15 protein-coding genes, 1 tRNA gene and 1 pseudogene are annotated in these 13,986 nt (G+C 71.6%); 6 read left to right on the forward strand and 11 right to left on the reverse strand.

Annotation, left to right across the window (positions count from 1 at the left end):
* Positions 1–5 precede the first annotated feature (5 nt).
* Positions 6–1,214: an NAD(P)/FAD-dependent oxidoreductase gene (locus AC3ETA_RS24385; protein WP_432195028.1), complete on the reverse strand. Its 1,209-nt coding sequence runs from the start codon at positions 1,212–1,214 to the stop codon at positions 6–8.
* Between the two features lie 5 nt (positions 1,215–1,219).
* A complete protein-coding gene (locus AC3ETA_RS24390; protein WP_432195029.1) occupies positions 1,220–1,408 on the reverse strand; it encodes a ferredoxin in 189 nt (62 codons plus the stop codon).
* Positions 1,409–1,770: 362 nt separating this feature from the next.
* Between AC3ETA_RS24390 and AC3ETA_RS24395 the strand changes: the two genes are divergently transcribed.
* The 4 genes and pseudogenes from AC3ETA_RS24395 to AC3ETA_RS24410 form a co-directional block, all read left to right on the forward strand.
* Positions 1,771–3,081, forward strand: coding sequence for a glutamine synthetase family protein (locus AC3ETA_RS24395; RefSeq protein ID WP_432195125.1), 1,311 nt, complete (start codon positions 1,771–1,773; stop codon positions 3,079–3,081).
* Between the two features lie 32 nt (positions 3,082–3,113).
* A complete protein-coding gene (locus tag AC3ETA_RS24400) occupies positions 3,114–4,388 on the forward strand; it encodes a cytochrome P450 (protein ID WP_432195030.1) in 1,275 nt (424 codons plus the stop codon).
* A gap of 76 nt (positions 4,389–4,464) precedes the next feature.
* Complete coding sequence (locus AC3ETA_RS24405) at positions 4,465–5,205, forward strand: class I SAM-dependent DNA methyltransferase (protein ID WP_432195031.1); 741 nt, start codon at positions 4,465–4,467, stop codon at positions 5,203–5,205.
* Positions 5,206–5,218: 13 nt separating this feature from the next.
* Positions 5,219–5,350: pseudogene (locus AC3ETA_RS24410) on the forward strand (ABC transporter permease); the annotation flags it as partial.
* An 89-nt stretch (positions 5,351–5,439) separates the two neighbouring features.
* Here the strand turns inward: AC3ETA_RS24410 and glpK are convergent.
* Together glpK and AC3ETA_RS24420 are read right to left on the reverse strand one after the other, a co-directional pair.
* Positions 5,440–6,954: a glycerol kinase GlpK gene (gene glpK / locus AC3ETA_RS24415; protein WP_432195032.1), complete on the reverse strand. Its 1,515-nt coding sequence runs from the start codon at positions 6,952–6,954 to the stop codon at positions 5,440–5,442.
* 42 nt (positions 6,955–6,996) lie between these two features.
* On the reverse strand, positions 6,997–7,764 hold the full coding sequence (locus tag AC3ETA_RS24420) for an IclR family transcriptional regulator (RefSeq protein WP_432195033.1): 768 nt from the start codon (positions 7,762–7,764) through the stop codon (positions 6,997–6,999).
* 150 nt (positions 7,765–7,914) lie between these two features.
* Between AC3ETA_RS24420 and AC3ETA_RS24425 the strand changes: the two genes are divergently transcribed.
* Entirely contained in the window at positions 7,915–8,343 is a 429-nt protein-coding gene (locus AC3ETA_RS24425) for an ATP-binding protein (RefSeq protein ID WP_432195034.1), read from the forward strand.
* 60 nt (positions 8,344–8,403) lie between these two features.
* Here the strand turns inward: AC3ETA_RS24425 and AC3ETA_RS24430 are convergent.
* Positions 8,404–8,477: transfer RNA gene (locus tag AC3ETA_RS24430), tRNA-Pro, on the reverse strand.
* A 173-nt stretch (positions 8,478–8,650) separates the two neighbouring features.
* Between AC3ETA_RS24430 and AC3ETA_RS24435 the strand changes: the two genes are divergently transcribed.
* Positions 8,651–9,592, forward strand: a complete 942-nt coding sequence (locus tag AC3ETA_RS24435) for an alpha/beta hydrolase (RefSeq protein ID WP_432195035.1) — start codon at positions 8,651–8,653, stop codon at positions 9,590–9,592.
* Here the strand turns inward: AC3ETA_RS24435 and AC3ETA_RS24440 are convergent.
* From AC3ETA_RS24440 to AC3ETA_RS24465, 6 genes are all read right to left on the reverse strand, one after another.
* Positions 9,585–9,878: a hypothetical protein gene (locus AC3ETA_RS24440; protein ID WP_432195036.1), complete on the reverse strand. Its 294-nt coding sequence runs from the start codon at positions 9,876–9,878 to the stop codon at positions 9,585–9,587. The two genes, AC3ETA_RS24435 and AC3ETA_RS24440, sit on opposite strands and share 8 nt — an antisense overlap.
* Before the next feature lie 222 nt (positions 9,879–10,100).
* Positions 10,101–10,295 carry a hypothetical protein gene (locus tag AC3ETA_RS24445; RefSeq protein ID WP_432195037.1) on the reverse strand — a complete coding sequence of 65 codons (195 nt, stop codon included), beginning with the start codon at positions 10,293–10,295 and terminating at the stop codon, positions 10,101–10,103.
* A 149-nt stretch (positions 10,296–10,444) separates the two neighbouring features.
* Positions 10,445–11,395, reverse strand: coding sequence for a catechol 2,3-dioxygenase (locus tag AC3ETA_RS24450; protein ID WP_432195038.1), 951 nt, complete (start codon positions 11,393–11,395; stop codon positions 10,445–10,447).
* Positions 11,392–12,504, reverse strand: coding sequence for a 4-oxalomesaconate tautomerase (locus AC3ETA_RS24455; protein ID WP_432195039.1), 1,113 nt, complete (start codon positions 12,502–12,504; stop codon positions 11,392–11,394). Before AC3ETA_RS24455 ends, AC3ETA_RS24450 begins: the two co-directional genes overlap by 4 nt.
* Positions 12,501–13,235: a 4-carboxy-4-hydroxy-2-oxoadipate aldolase/oxaloacetate decarboxylase gene (locus AC3ETA_RS24460; RefSeq protein WP_432195040.1), complete on the reverse strand. Its 735-nt coding sequence runs from the start codon at positions 13,233–13,235 to the stop codon at positions 12,501–12,503. The genes AC3ETA_RS24455 and AC3ETA_RS24460 overlap by 4 nt, the downstream gene beginning before the upstream one ends.
* Positions 13,232–13,981, reverse strand: a complete 750-nt coding sequence (locus tag AC3ETA_RS24465) for a PIG-L deacetylase family protein (protein ID WP_432195041.1) — start codon at positions 13,979–13,981, stop codon at positions 13,232–13,234. Before AC3ETA_RS24465 ends, AC3ETA_RS24460 begins: the two co-directional genes overlap by 4 nt.
* Between the last annotated feature and the right edge of the window lie 5 nt (positions 13,982–13,986).

Raw genomic sequence — 13,986 nt, forward strand, 5'->3', positions numbered from 1 at the left:
GTTCCTTACGCGGTGAGGGCGGGCTGCTTCAGCAGCTGGGCGCGGTAGCGGGCGGCAGCCATGGCGGCACTGTGGCCGCCGAGCGCAACGACACCGACCAGCCGGTCGTCGGCGTGGTAGCCCACCAGGACATCGCCTTCGGGGTCGCCGTCCAGGACGCGCACGTCGCCGAGGCCGAGGACGGGCGCGCCGAACGACTGGAGGCGGAAGTCGTGCTGGTCGCTCCAGAAGGTGGGCAGGGGGGCGAAGGGAGCCGAGTCGGCCCGGCCGCCCGCCAGATGGGCGGCCAGCGTCCGGGCCGCGTGCTTGGCCGTGTCGGTCGGGACGGACCAGTGCTCGACGCGGCGGGACGCGCCGCCGTAGCGGGCGTTGGGGAAGCGGGCCACGTCACCGACGGCCACGACCTCCGGCCGGCCGCCGACCCTCAGCTGCTCGTCGGTCAGTACGCCGTCGGTGAGGTCGAGTCCGTTGTCTGCCAGCCATTCGGTGTTGGCGACCGAGCCGACCGACTCGACGACGACGTCGGCGGGCAGGACCCTGCCGTCGGAGAGGACGACGCCGGTCACGCGGTCCTCGCCCTCGAACCCGGCGACCCCGGTGCCGAGCGCGAAGCGGACTCCCCGCTTCTCGTGCCGCTTCAGCAGGGCCCGGGCGAGCAGTTCGCCGAGCGGTCCGACCATGGGCAGGGGCAGCGGGTCGACGACGGTCACCTCGGTGACGCCGAGCGCGACGGCGGTCGCGGCGACCTCGCAGCCGATGAAGCCGGCGCCGACCACGACCACCCGCGCGCCGGGCCGTGTCAGCTCCTCGCGCAGGCCCTGGGCGTCGTCGATGGTGCGGACGGTGTGGCGGCCGGCGAGCGGGCCGGGGCAGCGCAGCCGCCGCGGGCGCACACCGGTGGCGACGACGAGTCCGCCGTACGGGATCTCGCAGCCGTCGTCGAGGACGACGGTGCGCTCGGCCAGCCGGGCGGCGGCGACCCGGGTGCCCAGGCGCCACTCCACGTCGGCGGTGGCCGCCTTCGGGGTGAAGGCCAGCGACTCGAAGGGCGCCTTGCCCGCGAGGACCTCCTTGGACAGCGGAGGCCGGTTGTAGGGCATGTGGGGCTCGTCGCCCACCACCGTGATCGGGCCGGTCCAGCCGGCCGCGCGCAGCTGTTCGGCCGCGCGCAGGCCGCCCATCGAGGCGCCGGCGACGACTACGCGTCCGGTCATGGGGCTCAGCCCTCGATCCGGATGGCCTGCAGCGGGCACACGTCGGCGGCTTCCTCGACCTCGTCGCGCAGCGTGTCGTCCGGGTCGGAGACGTACGCGAGGCGTCCGGCGTCGTCCATCGAGAAGACGTCGGGGGCCGCGAAGACGCACTGGCCGTGGTCCTGGCACTTGTTCATGTCGACTACGACCTTCATGGCCGGTCCTCCTGGAGGTGAGGGCGTCGGAGCGGAGTGAAGGGGGGTGCGGGGCCCGGCCGGCTGTGCGGCCGGGCCCCTTGGCCAAAGGGGTGCGAGAGCCGCACCCCTGACTCGTTTGGCTTCAAACAACATAGGAAGCCGCTCGACCCTGGTCAATACCTGTCCAGGTGGATAAATTCTTGAGACCGCCCCCTTGCGGGACGGCGAGTCCCCTCCATACCGTTCGGGTTCAAACGACGACCCGGGATCGCCTCTCCCTCATCCCGCACCCCTGCTCAGGTCGTCCGCACGCCACCCTTCCCCATCCGCCCGAGGAGACATCGGTGAGCGCTCACGACAAACCAGACATCCGCCGGCACATGGAGCGGCTCGCCGCCGAGGGTGTCGACGTGGTCCGGGTGACCTATCCCGACCTCATCGGCACCGACCGCGCCCGTGACGTGCTGGTGGACCATCTGCCGGCGGCCTGCGAGCACGGTCTGGCGTTCTGCCGGGCCGTCTACCACACCACCCCGCAGGGCGACGTGGTCCCGGTCGCCGGCGGTCTGGACGCCGGCCTGCCCGACGTGACCGTGCGCCCCGACCTGTCCACCCTGACCGCGCTCCCCTGGGAGCCCGGCGTCGCCACCTGTCTCGGCGAGGTCACCGACCCGGCGACCGGCGCCCCCGCCCCCGAGTCGCCGCGCGACCTGCTGCGCACGGTCCTGGCCCACTGTGCCGAGCAGGGCCTGCGTCCGATCGTCGGCCCGGAGCTGGAGTACTTCCTGCTGGAGCAGACCGCCGCCGGCTGGCGCCGGCACCCCGAGACGACCGGCGCCGTCTACACGGCGGGCCTGCGCGCCGACCCCGCGAACCATCTGCTGGGCACCCTGCGCCACCTGCGTGACCTGGGCATCGGCGTGATCACCGGCAACCACGAGTTCGACGGCGGCCAGTACGAGATCAACCTCACCCACTCCGAAGCGCTGGACGCGGCCGACCGCTCCTTCCGCTTCAAGGCCGCCGTCAAGGAACTGGCCCGCCGGGACGGCCTGCTGGCCACCTTCATGGCCAAGCCGTTCGGCGACGCCGGCGGCTCGGGCTTCCATCTCCATCTGTCCTGCGACGACGCCGAGGGCCGCAACGCCTTCGACGACCCCGCGGGCGCCCACGGACTGTCCACCGTCGCCCGGCACGCGATCGCCGGCATCGTCGCCCACGCGCCCGCGCTCGCCGCGCTGCTCAACCCGACCGTGAACTCCTACAAGCGCTTCGGCCCGGACACCCTCGCCCCCTGGCTGATCGACTGGGGCCTGGACAACCGCAGCGCCATGGTCCGCATCCCTCCGGAGCGCGGCTCCGGCGCCCGCCTGGAGCTGCGCCTCGGCGACGCGAGCGCCAACCCCTACCTGGCGATCGCGGCCACCCTCGCCGCCGCCCTCCTCGGCATCCGGGCCGGCGAGGAGCCCCCGCCCCCGCTGCAGGGCTACGGCTACGACACCGCGCGGTCCGCGCTGCTGCCCACCGACCTGTCCGCCGCGCTCGACGCGCTGGAGGCGGACACCGACCTGGCCGACCTGCTCGGCAAGGACTTCACCACCTCCTACCTCACCTACAAGCGCAACGAGGTCGAACGCTTCCAACGGCACGTCACCGACTGGGAGTTCACCGAGTACGCCTACCACCTGTGACCCCGCAGCCCCGTGACACCCAGGAGCCATCGATGACTTCCGCATCCGCATCCGAGCCGATGCCGCTCGCCGACGTGAACCTCACCGACCTCGACAAGTTCACCGACGGGGTGACCCCCTGGCGCATGTTCCACACCCTGCGCCACGAGGACCCGGTGCACTGGCAGCCGGAGAACGCCCCCAACTCCGGCTTCTGGGCGGTGACCCGGCACGCCGACATAGCCCGTGTCGACCGCGACCCGGAGACCTTCACCTCCACGAGGTTCGTCAACCTGGAGGAGGTCGACGACGACCAGATCAAGAAGCGCGCCTCCATCCTGGAGATGGACGGTGTCCGGCACCGCGCGCTGCGCAGCGTCATCCAGCGGCAGTTCGGCGCGAGCGTCATCAACAGCTACGCCGACTTCCTGCGCGGTCTGACCGCGACGACGCTCGACGCGGCGCTCGCGAAGGGCACGTTCGACTTCGTCTCCGACGTCTCCGCGGACTTCCCGATCAACGTCCTGGCGCGCCTTCTCGACGTGCCGCCGGAGGACAACCAGCAGCTCATCGACTGGGGCAACCGCATCATCGGCAACACCGACCCCGACTACGCGGACGTGCTGCTGCACAGCGCGGAGAGCGAGAAGTACCGCGATCTGCCGTTCCGCTCCCCCGCGTCCGTCGAGGTCTTCGAGTACGGCCGCGAGCTGGCCCGGCAGCGCCGCGGCGGCGACGGCACGGACCTGGTGTCGAAGCTGGTCAACACCGTCCCGCGCGACGGCGTCCCGCTGTCCGCGCAGGACTTCGACAACTACTTCCTGCTGCTGGTGGTGGCCGGCAACGAGACCACCCGGCACACCATCACCCACTCCATGCTGGCCCTGCTCCAGCACCCCGAGCAGCTGGCCCGCCTCCAGGAGGACCCCTCGCTGATCCCCGTGGCGGTCGAGGAGTTCCTGCGCTGGGCCTCCCCCGTCTACCACTTCCGGCGCACCGCCACCCGGGACGTCGAGCTCGGCGGCAAGCAGCTCAAGGAGGGAGACAAGGTCGTCATGTGGTTCGCCTCCGGCAACCGCGACGAGGAGGTCTTCGGCAACCCGTACGACTTCGACGTCACCCGGGCCGACAACGACCACGTCACCTTCGGCAAGGGCAGCCCGCACCTGTGCCTGGGCAACCTGCTCGCCCGCACCGAGATCCGCATCATGTTCGAGGAGCTGATCCCGCGCCTCGCCGACATCAGACTGGCCGGCGAAGTGCCGCGCGTGCGCTCCAACTTCGTCAACGGCGTCAAGAAGCTGCCGGTCAAGGTCACGCTCGCGTGAGGACGTGACCGCGTGCGCGCCGGGGCACCCGGAAATTCGGGTGCCCCGGCGCGGCGACCGGCAGTAGCGTCCCGGCGTGATGGATGACGACGGCTACTTCGGAGAGAACATCGCGGCCGGGTACGACGATTCGGCGGCGGACATGTTCCGCGCGGACGTGGTGGACCCGGCGGTGGACCTGCTCGCGGAGCTCGCCGGTGACGGCCCGGCGCTCGAACTCGGCGTCGGCACCGGCCGGATCGCGCTTCCGCTGGCCGGCCGCGGGGTCCCGGTGCACGGCATTGACATGTCCCGCGCGATGGTGGAGCGGCTGCGCGCGAAACCCGGCGGTGCCGCCGTCGCGGTGACGATCGGGGACTTCGCGACGACCCGGGTGCCGGGCGAGTTCGCCCTCGCCTACCTCGTCTTCAACACGATCGGCAATCTGACCAGCCAGGACGCCCAGGTCGACTGCTTCGCCAACGCCGCCGCCCATCTGCGGCCCGGCGGCTGCTTCGTGATCGAGGTGGGCGTGCCCGACCTGCGGCGGCTGCCGCCCGGCCAGAGCGCCGTACCGTTCCACATCAGCGACACGGGCTGGGCGTTCGACACCTACGACGTCGCCACACAGGCGATGAGCTCGAACTACGTCACCGTCACCGACGGCCGCGCCGAGTACTGGTCGGTCCCGTTCCGCTATGTGTGGCCGGCCGAACTGGACCTGATGGCCCGGCTGGCCGGCCTCACGCTGCGCGACCGCTGGGGCGACTGGACGCGCGAGCCGTTCACCGCCGAGAGCGGCAAGCACGTGTCGGTGTGGGAGAAGCCGGCCGGCTGAGGACGTCAGCCGCAACAGCAGCATGTCGCAGGTCGTCCTGGCCATCTTCCTGATCCCGCTGGTCGGCCTCGCCGTCGACCTGCTGATCTTCGGCCCGCTGGAGCGGCGCGTGCTGCGCAGCCGGGGTCTGCTCGTCACCCGCTGAGCGGCGGGACCACGAGCGGCGGGGGGCGGACACCCAGCGGGTCCGCGGACGGTGGCGGACCCGCCGGGCACAGCCGTCGGCCCGGCGGGTCAACGGCGCTTCGGTGGCTGGATCCACCCCAGCGACCGCTCGACGGCCCGCTTCCAGCACTCGTACTCCCACTCCCGCCGCTCGGCGTCCATGTCCGGCAGCCACTGCGCGGCCCGGTGCCAGTTGCGGCGCAGGACCTGGAGGTCCGGCCAGTAGCCGGCCGCGAGTCCGGCCGCGTAGGCGGCGCCGAGGGACACCGTCTCGGCGACGAGGGGCCGTACGACGGGAACGTCGAGCACATCGGCCAGGATCTGCATCAGCAGATGGTCGGACGTCATGCCGCCGTCGACCTTGAGCTGCTTCAGGGCGAGCGCGGAGTCGGCGTTCATGGCGTCGACGACCTCCCGGGTCTGCCAGCCGGTGGCCTCCAGGACGGCCCGGGCCAGGTGGCCCTTGGTGATGTACGACGTGAGTCCGACGATCACGCCGCGGGCGTCGCTGCGCCAGTGCGGCGCGAACAGACCCGAGAACGCGGGGACGATGTAGCAGCCGCCGTTGTCCTCGACGGTGCGGGCCAGCGTCTCGATCTCGGGGGCACTGTGGATCAGGCCCAGCCGGTCGCGGAACCACTGCACCAGTGATCCGGTGACGGCGATGGGGCCCTCCAGCGCGTAGATGGTGGGCTGGTCCCCGATCTTGTACGCGACGGTCGTCAGCAGCCCGTGTTCGGAGCGGACGACGTCGGTGCCGGTGTTCATCACCAGGAAGCTGCCGGTGCCGTAGGTGCACTTCGCCTCGCCCGGCGAGAAGCAGGTCTGCCCGAACAGGGCCGCCTGCTGATCGCCGAGGGCCGCTGTGATCCGCACGCCGGGAAGGAGGGCGCTCGCCTCGCCGTAGCTCTCCGCCGAGGACCGGATCTCCGGCAGCATCGCGCGGGGCACGCCGAAGAAGGCCATGAGCTCCGCGTCCCAGGTCAGCGTCCGGATGTCCATGAGCATGGTGCGGCTGGCGTTGGTGGCGTCGGTGATGTGCAGGCCGCCGGCGGGGCCGCCGGTGAGGTTCCAGATCAGCCAGCTCTCGATGGTGCCGAACAGCACCTCGCCGTCGCGGGCGCGCCGCTCCAGCCCGTCGACGTTGTCGAACAGCCAGCGGATCCGGGGTGCGGAGAAGTACGTCGACGGCGGCAGCCGGCAGCGGTCGAGGAAGAAGTCGTCGCCCGGGTCGCTCCTCAGCTCCTCGACGAGCGGGGCGGTGCGGGTGTCCTGCCAGACGATCGCCCGGACCAGCGGGATCCCGGTCCGCGGGTCCCAGAGCACGGTCGTCTCGCGCTGGTTGGCGATCCCGATGGCCGAGATCTGGCTCGCCTCGATCCCGGCGTTCGACAGTGCCTCGGGGACGATCCGCTGAAGGTTGCGCCAGATCTCGACGGCGTCGTGCTCGACCCATCCCGGCCGGGGGAAGAACTGCTGGTGCTCCCGCTGGGCGACCGACACCAGCCGCCCGCCGTGGTCGAACAGGATGCAGCGGGTGGACGTGGTGCCCTGGTCGATGGACATCACATACCGTTCAACCATGATCGGCCCTCCCTTCCGATGTGTCGCGGAGGTGCTGGGGGCCTACCAGCGAGCCGCGCCCAGGTCTCTGGAGATCGCGCGCGCCGCCTCCCGCAGCACGGTGATCAGGGCCGGCAGCGGCCGGCCTTTGGAGTCGCAGATCCGCTCCACGGCCCCGGACACGCCGATCGCGCCCACCACGAGACCGCCCTGTCCCCGGATCGGCGCGGCGATCCCGGCTTCGCCCATGCTCATCTCCTGTACTTCGGCGCCCCAGCCCAGGTCCCGTATCTCCGCGAGCGCCCGGTTCAGCTCCGAGGGGTGGACCAGGGTGTGCCGGGTGTACCCCTCCGGCTCGTCCTCCAGCAGCGGCTCCACGGGGGTCGCTCCGAAGGCCAGCAGGACCTTGCCCAGCGAGGAGGCGTGCAGGGGCAGCAGCGCGCCGACGTCCAGGGTCTGGAGGGTGTCGTCCGGGCGGAAGACGTGGTGGATGACGAGCACCTTGCCCTCCAGGGGCGTGCCCAGCCGGACGGCCTCCCCGCTGCGGCCGGCCAGGGCGTCGGCCCAGTTGATGGAGCGCGAACGCAGTTCGTTGACGTCGAGATAGCTGGTGCCGAGGTGCAGCAGGGCCGCCCCGAGCTGGTATTTTCCGGTTGCCGGGTCCTGCTCGACGAAGTCCACGTGCTGCAGGGTCCGCAGGATTCCGTGGGCGGTGCCCTTGGCGAGCCCCAGCGACGAGGCCACCTCCCCCAGCCCCAGTCGGCGGGATCCGCCGGCGAGCAGTCGCAGGATCGCCGCCGCCCGCTCGATGGACTGGACTGGGCCGGCCATGAGGCGATGGTAGTCCCAGTTTTTCCTCTTTGGGACTGTCGTTCGGTAATGCCGACCCCGGTTCGTTGACCGGTGGATTCTCCTTGTTTAGCGTTCGATGACGCCTACGCCCCGACCTGGAGGCCGGCAGGGACCGCTCGAGGAGGACAGATGACTACAGCGCAGCTCGCCGCCGCGCCTCGCGGGGAGGTCGAGCACGTCTTCTCCCTGCCGCACGTCCCGGGGGCGGTCGCCGCCATGCGGCGGCGCGTCCGTGCGGTGCTGTCCGAATGGAACCTGACGGCCGACTGCGCCGCCGACGTCCTGCTGGTGGTCTCGGAGCTCCTCACCAACGCCATCGTCCACGCCGTGCCGCCGGCGACTCTGCGGCTCTCGCGGAGCCTGTTGGAGGGGTGCGGAACGGTACGCGTCGAGGTGAGCGACCTGGGCCCCGCGGCACCGGCCGAGGATCCGAGCACCACGATCGACCCGGACGAACACGGCCGCGGCCTCGACATCGTCAACGCACTGGCGTCCCGCTGCGGCGTCCACGTCCACACGGGCGGAACCAGCCGCTGGGCGGAGCTGCCGTCGGCCTGAGGCCGACGGCACACGAAAAGGGTCCCCGCGAGCCGCTGCCCGCGAAGACCCTTCGCACCGTCGGGACGACAGGATTTGAACCTGCGACCCCTTGACCCCCAGTCAAGTGCGCTACCAAGCTGCGCCACGTCCCGGTGCCGTCACGCGGCGTACCGCGTGATCACGCAGGTCAACCCTACCCCATCGGCGCCTCCGCCCAGACGCGACTCAACCCTTGACCCATCATTGTCGGCACCTATAATTGCCTAACTCAACAGAGCCTTCCTGGGGAGTGGCCGGCCCGCGGGCCGCGATCGATCGGAGCCGTATGTCTGTGCTGGCCCGGCCCTCGGTGGCCGCCCTGGTGGCCAAGGTGATGCAGCGGGTGACGGTGATGGCGGAGCGCCGTGCCGCCGGGCGGGGATCGGCCTCGTCCCGGCACGCGCGGTTTCCCGAATATCCGCGCAAGGTACGCGAGTTGACGATTCCGACGTCGGTCGCTCCCGCCCGGGTCACCGTGCATCTGCCCCCGGGCGACGACCCCGCTCCCCCGGTGCACGTCAACTTCCACGGCGGCGGCTACGTCATGGCGCTCACCGAGATCGACGACCCGCTGTGCCGTCTCCTCGCCGTCGAGGCCGGGGCGGTCGTGATCAACGTGGACTACGTCGTCGCCCCGCAGTATCCGTTCCCGGCGCCGCCACGGCAGGCGTACGAGGTCGTCCGGTGGGTCGCGGAGCACGGCGCCGAGGAGGGCTGGGACGGCGAGCGGCTCACCGTGGGCGGGCAGAGCGCCGGGGGCGGACTCGCGGCCGCCGTGGCACGGCAGGCACTGGAGGAGGGCGGACCCTCGATCGCCCTCCAGGTGCTGCACTATCCCCCGCTCGACCTGGCGACCGACGCCCGCGACAAGCGCGCCGCCACAGCCAAGCCGATGCTGCGGCCCTGGATGGCCGACGTCTTCGACACGTCGTACGTCCCGGACGTCCACCGGCGGGCCGACCGGCTCGTCTCCCCTGCACACCCCTCCGACACCGCCGACCTGAAGGGGATCGCCCCGGCGCTGCTGATCACCGCCGAGTACGACCTGCTGCGGGCCGAGGGCGAGCGTTACGCCGAGCGGCTGCGCGCGGCCGGGGCGCTGATCGAGCACCACGACGTGGCCGGCTTCGATCACGGGTACGACGCGACCGACGACGCCAAGGCACGCGAGGTCTACGCGCTCATCGCCCGGCATCTGCGGGAGGCCGCCGGGGGTCGCCTCACCTGAGCGCCCGGTCCGATCCCGCGGTCGGCGCCGGCGAGTCCCAACCGTCCGGGACCGCCGCTCCCACGTTCGCCGCGACCGGCGGGGCGACGGCGTCCCTGTCGTCCAGCGGGGGCACCGGTACGGCCGGGCCGGGCGTCGTCACGCTTCTGGCACTCCGGGCCGGGCCCCCGGACACCCCCGCGGCGAATCCCGCCGTCAACAGGGCCACTGCCGCGACCACCCACCAGGGCAGACCGGCCTTTGCCATGTATCCGACGACGGCCACCACCGCGAGAAGTGCCACCACGTCCCCCGTCCCCCTTCAAGTTCAACTCACTGACCCCCGACGTCCCGAGAGCCGCCACGCGTCACAGCGGGCATATGACGCAACAATACGCGAGACCGTCGTATAACCCAGTTCGGACCATCAGTACATATGAAGGGCCAGTTGATATGACGGGCGTCGCTCGCCGCGCATGACTGCGGCGAGCGGCCTCTCAACTCTCCCCCCGGGGTCGGCACCTGTCGGTCAGTGCGCGCCGATCAGCCGCTGTTCACTGCCGGTCGAGGCCGTCCGCTTCGAGCCGCGCAGGGCGGCGATCCCTATGAAGACCGTGGACGACAGGCCCGCGAGGGCGTAGGCGGTGAAGCCCCGGTCGCCGTTGTCCGCGGCGAGCAACTGCCCGCCGAGCCATGGCCCGAAGACGGCGCCGAAGCGGCCCATGCCGAGATCCGCGGGGCACCGAACCGGTCGGAGGCGTGTCCGGCGACCAGCGTGCCGGCGATGCCACCGAGGTTTAATTCAATATTTTTGTCAACAATCTCCGCGACAGTCCAGGGCTGCTGAGAAAGCGTCTGGCGCAGGGTGCCGTCTCAGGCGACCGGGGGCGTCCCGTGGGTGTGGAAGGACTCGATCGTCTTCAGGCCCCACGCCTGCCCCTTGGCACGCTCGGCCTCGGTCCAGGTGATCAGCGGCCAGTCCGGGGCCAGCACGAGCCGGGTGAGCGGGTTGCACAGCTCGATGCGGTTGCCGCCGGGCTCGTAGACGTACAGGAAGAACGTCTGCTGGATGGCGTGCTTGTGCGGGCCCGTCTCGATGAACACGCCGGTGTCGATGGCGAGGTCGGCGGCGCGCAGCACGTCCTCGCGGGTGTCGGTCGCGAAGGCGATGTGGTGCAGTCGGCCGCTGGAGCCGGTCCAGTCCGAGGTGTAGACGACGTCGTACGACTTGTTGGTGTACGTCAGCCAACGCGCCGCGACTCGGCCGGAGTCGAGCCGGATCTGCTCCGTGGGCCGGGCTCCCAGCACGCGTTCCTGGAACCCGGCGTTGGCGAGCACGTCGGCGGCGAGGAAGTTGACGTGGTCCAGCCGCCGTACGCCGACACCCCGGTTGGGCTTGGCCTGCGGCTGGTTCTTCAGCGCCGGCCGCAGCTCCTCGGGTGCCCGGTAGTACTCGCTCTCCCAGTACAGGGCGTGTTCGTGCCCGTCCGGGTCGGTGGTGAGGTACAGCCTGCCGAGCCCCGGCTCGTCCTCGACCCATTTGCCGCTGCCGCCCGCGGCCCCGACGGCCTCGACACGGCGGTGCAGTGCCGCCTCGCCGGCGGTGCGCAGGGCGAGGCGGCCGAGGCCGGGCCGGTCGCGGGCGGTGAGGACCAGGCTGTGGTGCTCGTAGTCGTCGTAGGTCCGCAGGTAGACGGTGTCGCCCTGCCGGTCGTTGACGGTGAGCCCCAGGTAGTCGGTGAAGAAGGCGACGCTGGCGTCCAGATCCGGGGTGAACAGCTGGACGTGGCCGATGTGGGCGATGTCGCCGAGCGGCGGGGTCATCGGGGGCCTCCGGGGGTGGGTGCGGGCAGTGCGGCCGTCCCGGCGGACCTTGGGAAGGCGGTGCCGTCGAAGATCTTTCGGGCGGTACGGACGACGGCCGTACGGCGGGCGGTGGGCAGACCCGTGGCGTCGGTGGCGAGGCCGCTCTCGATGTCCAGGAATCCCGTGGGGTGTTCGATGCGGATGCGGTCGCCGCCGTCGGGGAGGCGGGCGAGGTCCGCGCCGACGCCGCCCTCGACGCGCAGCCCGGCGGCGACGCTCGCCGCGCCCAGCACACCGATCGACGTGTGGCAGCGGACCGGGATGAAGGTGCGGGTGGTGATCGCGCCGCCGTGGCGGGGCGGGGCGAGGAGGGTGAGCTTGGGGACGGTGGCGTCCGAGACGTCGCCGAGTCCCATCAAGTGGCCTGCCGCCAGGCGGAGTTCGCGGAGCCGGTCGGCGAGGGCCAGGTCCTCCTCCAGGTCCTTGGGCGTCTCGTAGCCGGTGACGCCGAGGGATGTGGCGGTGATCAGTACGGTCGGCATGCCGTTGTCCACGCAGGTCACCGTGGTGCCGTCCAGGGTGTCGCGGACCCTGCTCGTGGGCAGCAGCTTCCCGGCGCCGGGCGGGAACTCGATCACCACGGGAGCGGCGGTGCCGGGCACGCCGGAGATCTCGGCGTCGCCGGTGTACTCGACCCGGCCGCCGGGGGTCGGGAAGGCCGCGGTCGCGAGGCCGCCGGAGTTGACCATGCGGATCCGCACGGAGGTCTTGTCCTCCCCCGCCGGGACGAGCCCGCGTTCCACGGCGAAGGGGCCGACTCCGGCGAGGATGTTCCCGCAGTTCTGACGGTCACTCACTTCACTTCGGTCGACAGCGACTTGGAGGAAAAGGTAGTCGACGTCGGCCCGTGGATCGGCCGAGGGCGACACCACGGCTACCTTGCTGGTGAGGGGGTGCGCGCCGCCGAGGCCGTCGATCTGCCGCTCGTCCGGGCTGCCCATGACGCGCAGCAGCAGCTCGTCGCGGGCGGCGGGGTCCGCGGGCAGGTCCGCGGCCAGGAAGTAGGCGCCCTTGGAGGTGCCGCCGCGCATCAGCATGCAGCGGACTTCCGTGTGCGTCCGCGTCATGAGCGTTCTCCGTCGCGTCGCACGCTGCCGCGGTCGTCGCGGACGTACTCGTCGTACGACTGGTACACCACACCCAGCCGTACGAGCGTCTCGCGCAACCCGTAGCGGTCCAGGCCGAGTCGGCCGTCGAGGAAGGCGGCGCGGGTCGCGGCCTCCTTCGCCTCGCGGGCCTCCGCCTTCCCGACCGTCTCCCGGGCGCGCCCGCGGGGGACGACCACGACCCCGTCGTCGTCGGCGAGGATCACGTCGCCGGGGTGGACGACCTGGCCGTCGATCGCGACCGGCACGTTCACCGAGCCGCCGGTGGCCTTGACCGTGCCCTGCGCCGAGACGGCACGCGACCAGGCGGGGAAACCCATGTCGCGCAGCTCCTGGGTGTCGCGTACACCGGTGTTGATGACGACCCCGCGCACCCCGCGGCGTCGCAGGGCGGTGGCGAACAGCTCGCCGAACAGGCCGTCGGTGGAGGGAGAAGTGGTGGTGACGACGAGGATGTCGCCCTCGCCGCACTGCTCCACCGCGGCGTGGATCATGAGGTTGTCGCCGGGCCAGCTCAGCACGGTGACGGCGGTGCCGGCGACCCGTACGCCCTGCTGGACGGGGCGGATTCCCGGTCCCAGCAGCCCGGTCCGTCCCATGGCCTCGCTCACGGTCGCGACGCCGAACCCGGCCAGCGCGTCGACGTCCTTCAGTTCCGCCTTCGGGGGGTTGGTGACGATGACGCCGCTCATGCCAGCTCCTGCGCGATCTGCGGGTAGGGGCGCATGTACGCCTCGGCCAACGTCCTGTGGGCGAGGCCCAGGTTGGGGCCGGCGTTGCGCTTGAGCTGGACACCGCGGCGGACGGCGAGGTCGGTGTAGTAGTCCCACAGGTGCTGCTGGGCGCCGAGGCACTCCATCGCCTTGCGCTTGGTGTCCCACACCTCGGTGATGTCGAGCAGGACCTCGGGCCTGAAGCCGCTCATCTCGGGCTGGTGCGGCTCGAAGTAGAAGACGGGCGGGGCGCCGATGATGTCGCCGTCGCCGGGGTAGCCGATGGCCTGGGCGAGGATCCGGGCCTCGACGGCCATGCGGTTGGCGGCCGGGTGGTCGCCGTTGTACGGGTCCTCGGCCGGGTGGGTGAGAACGACGTCGGGCTGGACCTCGCGGTACACGGCGACGAGCTGGTCGGTCAGCTCTGCGGTGGGGAGCAGCGGGTAGTCGCCGGCGTCGAAGAAGCGGACCTCGGCCCCGAGGGTGGCGGCGGCGCGCTCGGCCTCGTCGCGGCGTATCGCCTTGATCTCCGCCAGCTTCCGGCCCTCGCGCCAGGCCTTGGCGGACTCGCCGCGCTCGCCGAACGTCAGGCAGGCGATGGTGACCTGCTCGCCCCGGGAGGCGGCCAGGGCGATGGCGCCGCCCGCCCGCCACACGAAGTCGCCGGCGTGCGCGGTGATGACGAGGGTGGAACGTGGGACGGCGGGCGCGTTGGCCTGGCTCATGGGTG

It is taken from the genome of Streptomyces sp. bgisy027, assembly GCF_057710365.1.

Excerpts from the sequence above, each read along its gene's own strand:
- AC3ETA_RS24385 (WP_432195028.1), bottom strand. The coding sequence starts at position 1,214 with ATGACCGGACGCGTAGTCGTCGCCGGCGCCTCGATGGGCGGCCTGCGC.
- AC3ETA_RS24390 (WP_432195029.1), bottom strand. The coding sequence starts at position 1,408 with ATGAAGGTCGTAGTCGACATGAACAAGTGCCAGGACCACGGCCAGTGC.
- AC3ETA_RS24395 (WP_432195125.1), top strand. The coding sequence starts at position 1,771 with ATGGAGCGGCTCGCCGCCGAGGGTGTCGACGTGGTCCGGGTGACCTAT.
- AC3ETA_RS24400 (WP_432195030.1), top strand. The coding sequence starts at position 3,114 with ATGACTTCCGCATCCGCATCCGAGCCGATGCCGCTCGCCGACGTGAAC.
- glpK (WP_432195032.1), bottom strand. The coding sequence starts at position 6,954 with ATGGTTGAACGGTATGTGATGTCCATCGACCAGGGCACCACGTCCACC.
- AC3ETA_RS24420 (WP_432195033.1), bottom strand. The coding sequence starts at position 7,764 with ATGGCCGGCCCAGTCCAGTCCATCGAGCGGGCGGCGGCGATCCTGCGA.
- AC3ETA_RS24425 (WP_432195034.1), top strand. The coding sequence starts at position 7,915 with ATGACTACAGCGCAGCTCGCCGCCGCGCCTCGCGGGGAGGTCGAGCAC.
- AC3ETA_RS24435 (WP_432195035.1), top strand. The coding sequence starts at position 8,651 with ATGTCTGTGCTGGCCCGGCCCTCGGTGGCCGCCCTGGTGGCCAAGGTG.
- AC3ETA_RS24445 (WP_432195037.1), bottom strand. The coding sequence starts at position 10,295 with ATGGGCCGCTTCGGCGCCGTCTTCGGGCCATGGCTCGGCGGGCAGTTG.
- AC3ETA_RS24450 (WP_432195038.1), bottom strand. The coding sequence starts at position 11,395 with ATGACCCCGCCGCTCGGCGACATCGCCCACATCGGCCACGTCCAGCTG.
- AC3ETA_RS24455 (WP_432195039.1), bottom strand. The coding sequence starts at position 12,504 with ATGACGCGGACGCACACGGAAGTCCGCTGCATGCTGATGCGCGGCGGC.
- AC3ETA_RS24460 (WP_432195040.1), bottom strand. The coding sequence starts at position 13,235 with ATGAGCGGCGTCATCGTCACCAACCCCCCGAAGGCGGAACTGAAGGAC.
- AC3ETA_RS24465 (WP_432195041.1), bottom strand. The coding sequence starts at position 13,981 with ATGAGCCAGGCCAACGCGCCCGCCGTCCCACGTTCCACCCTCGTCATC.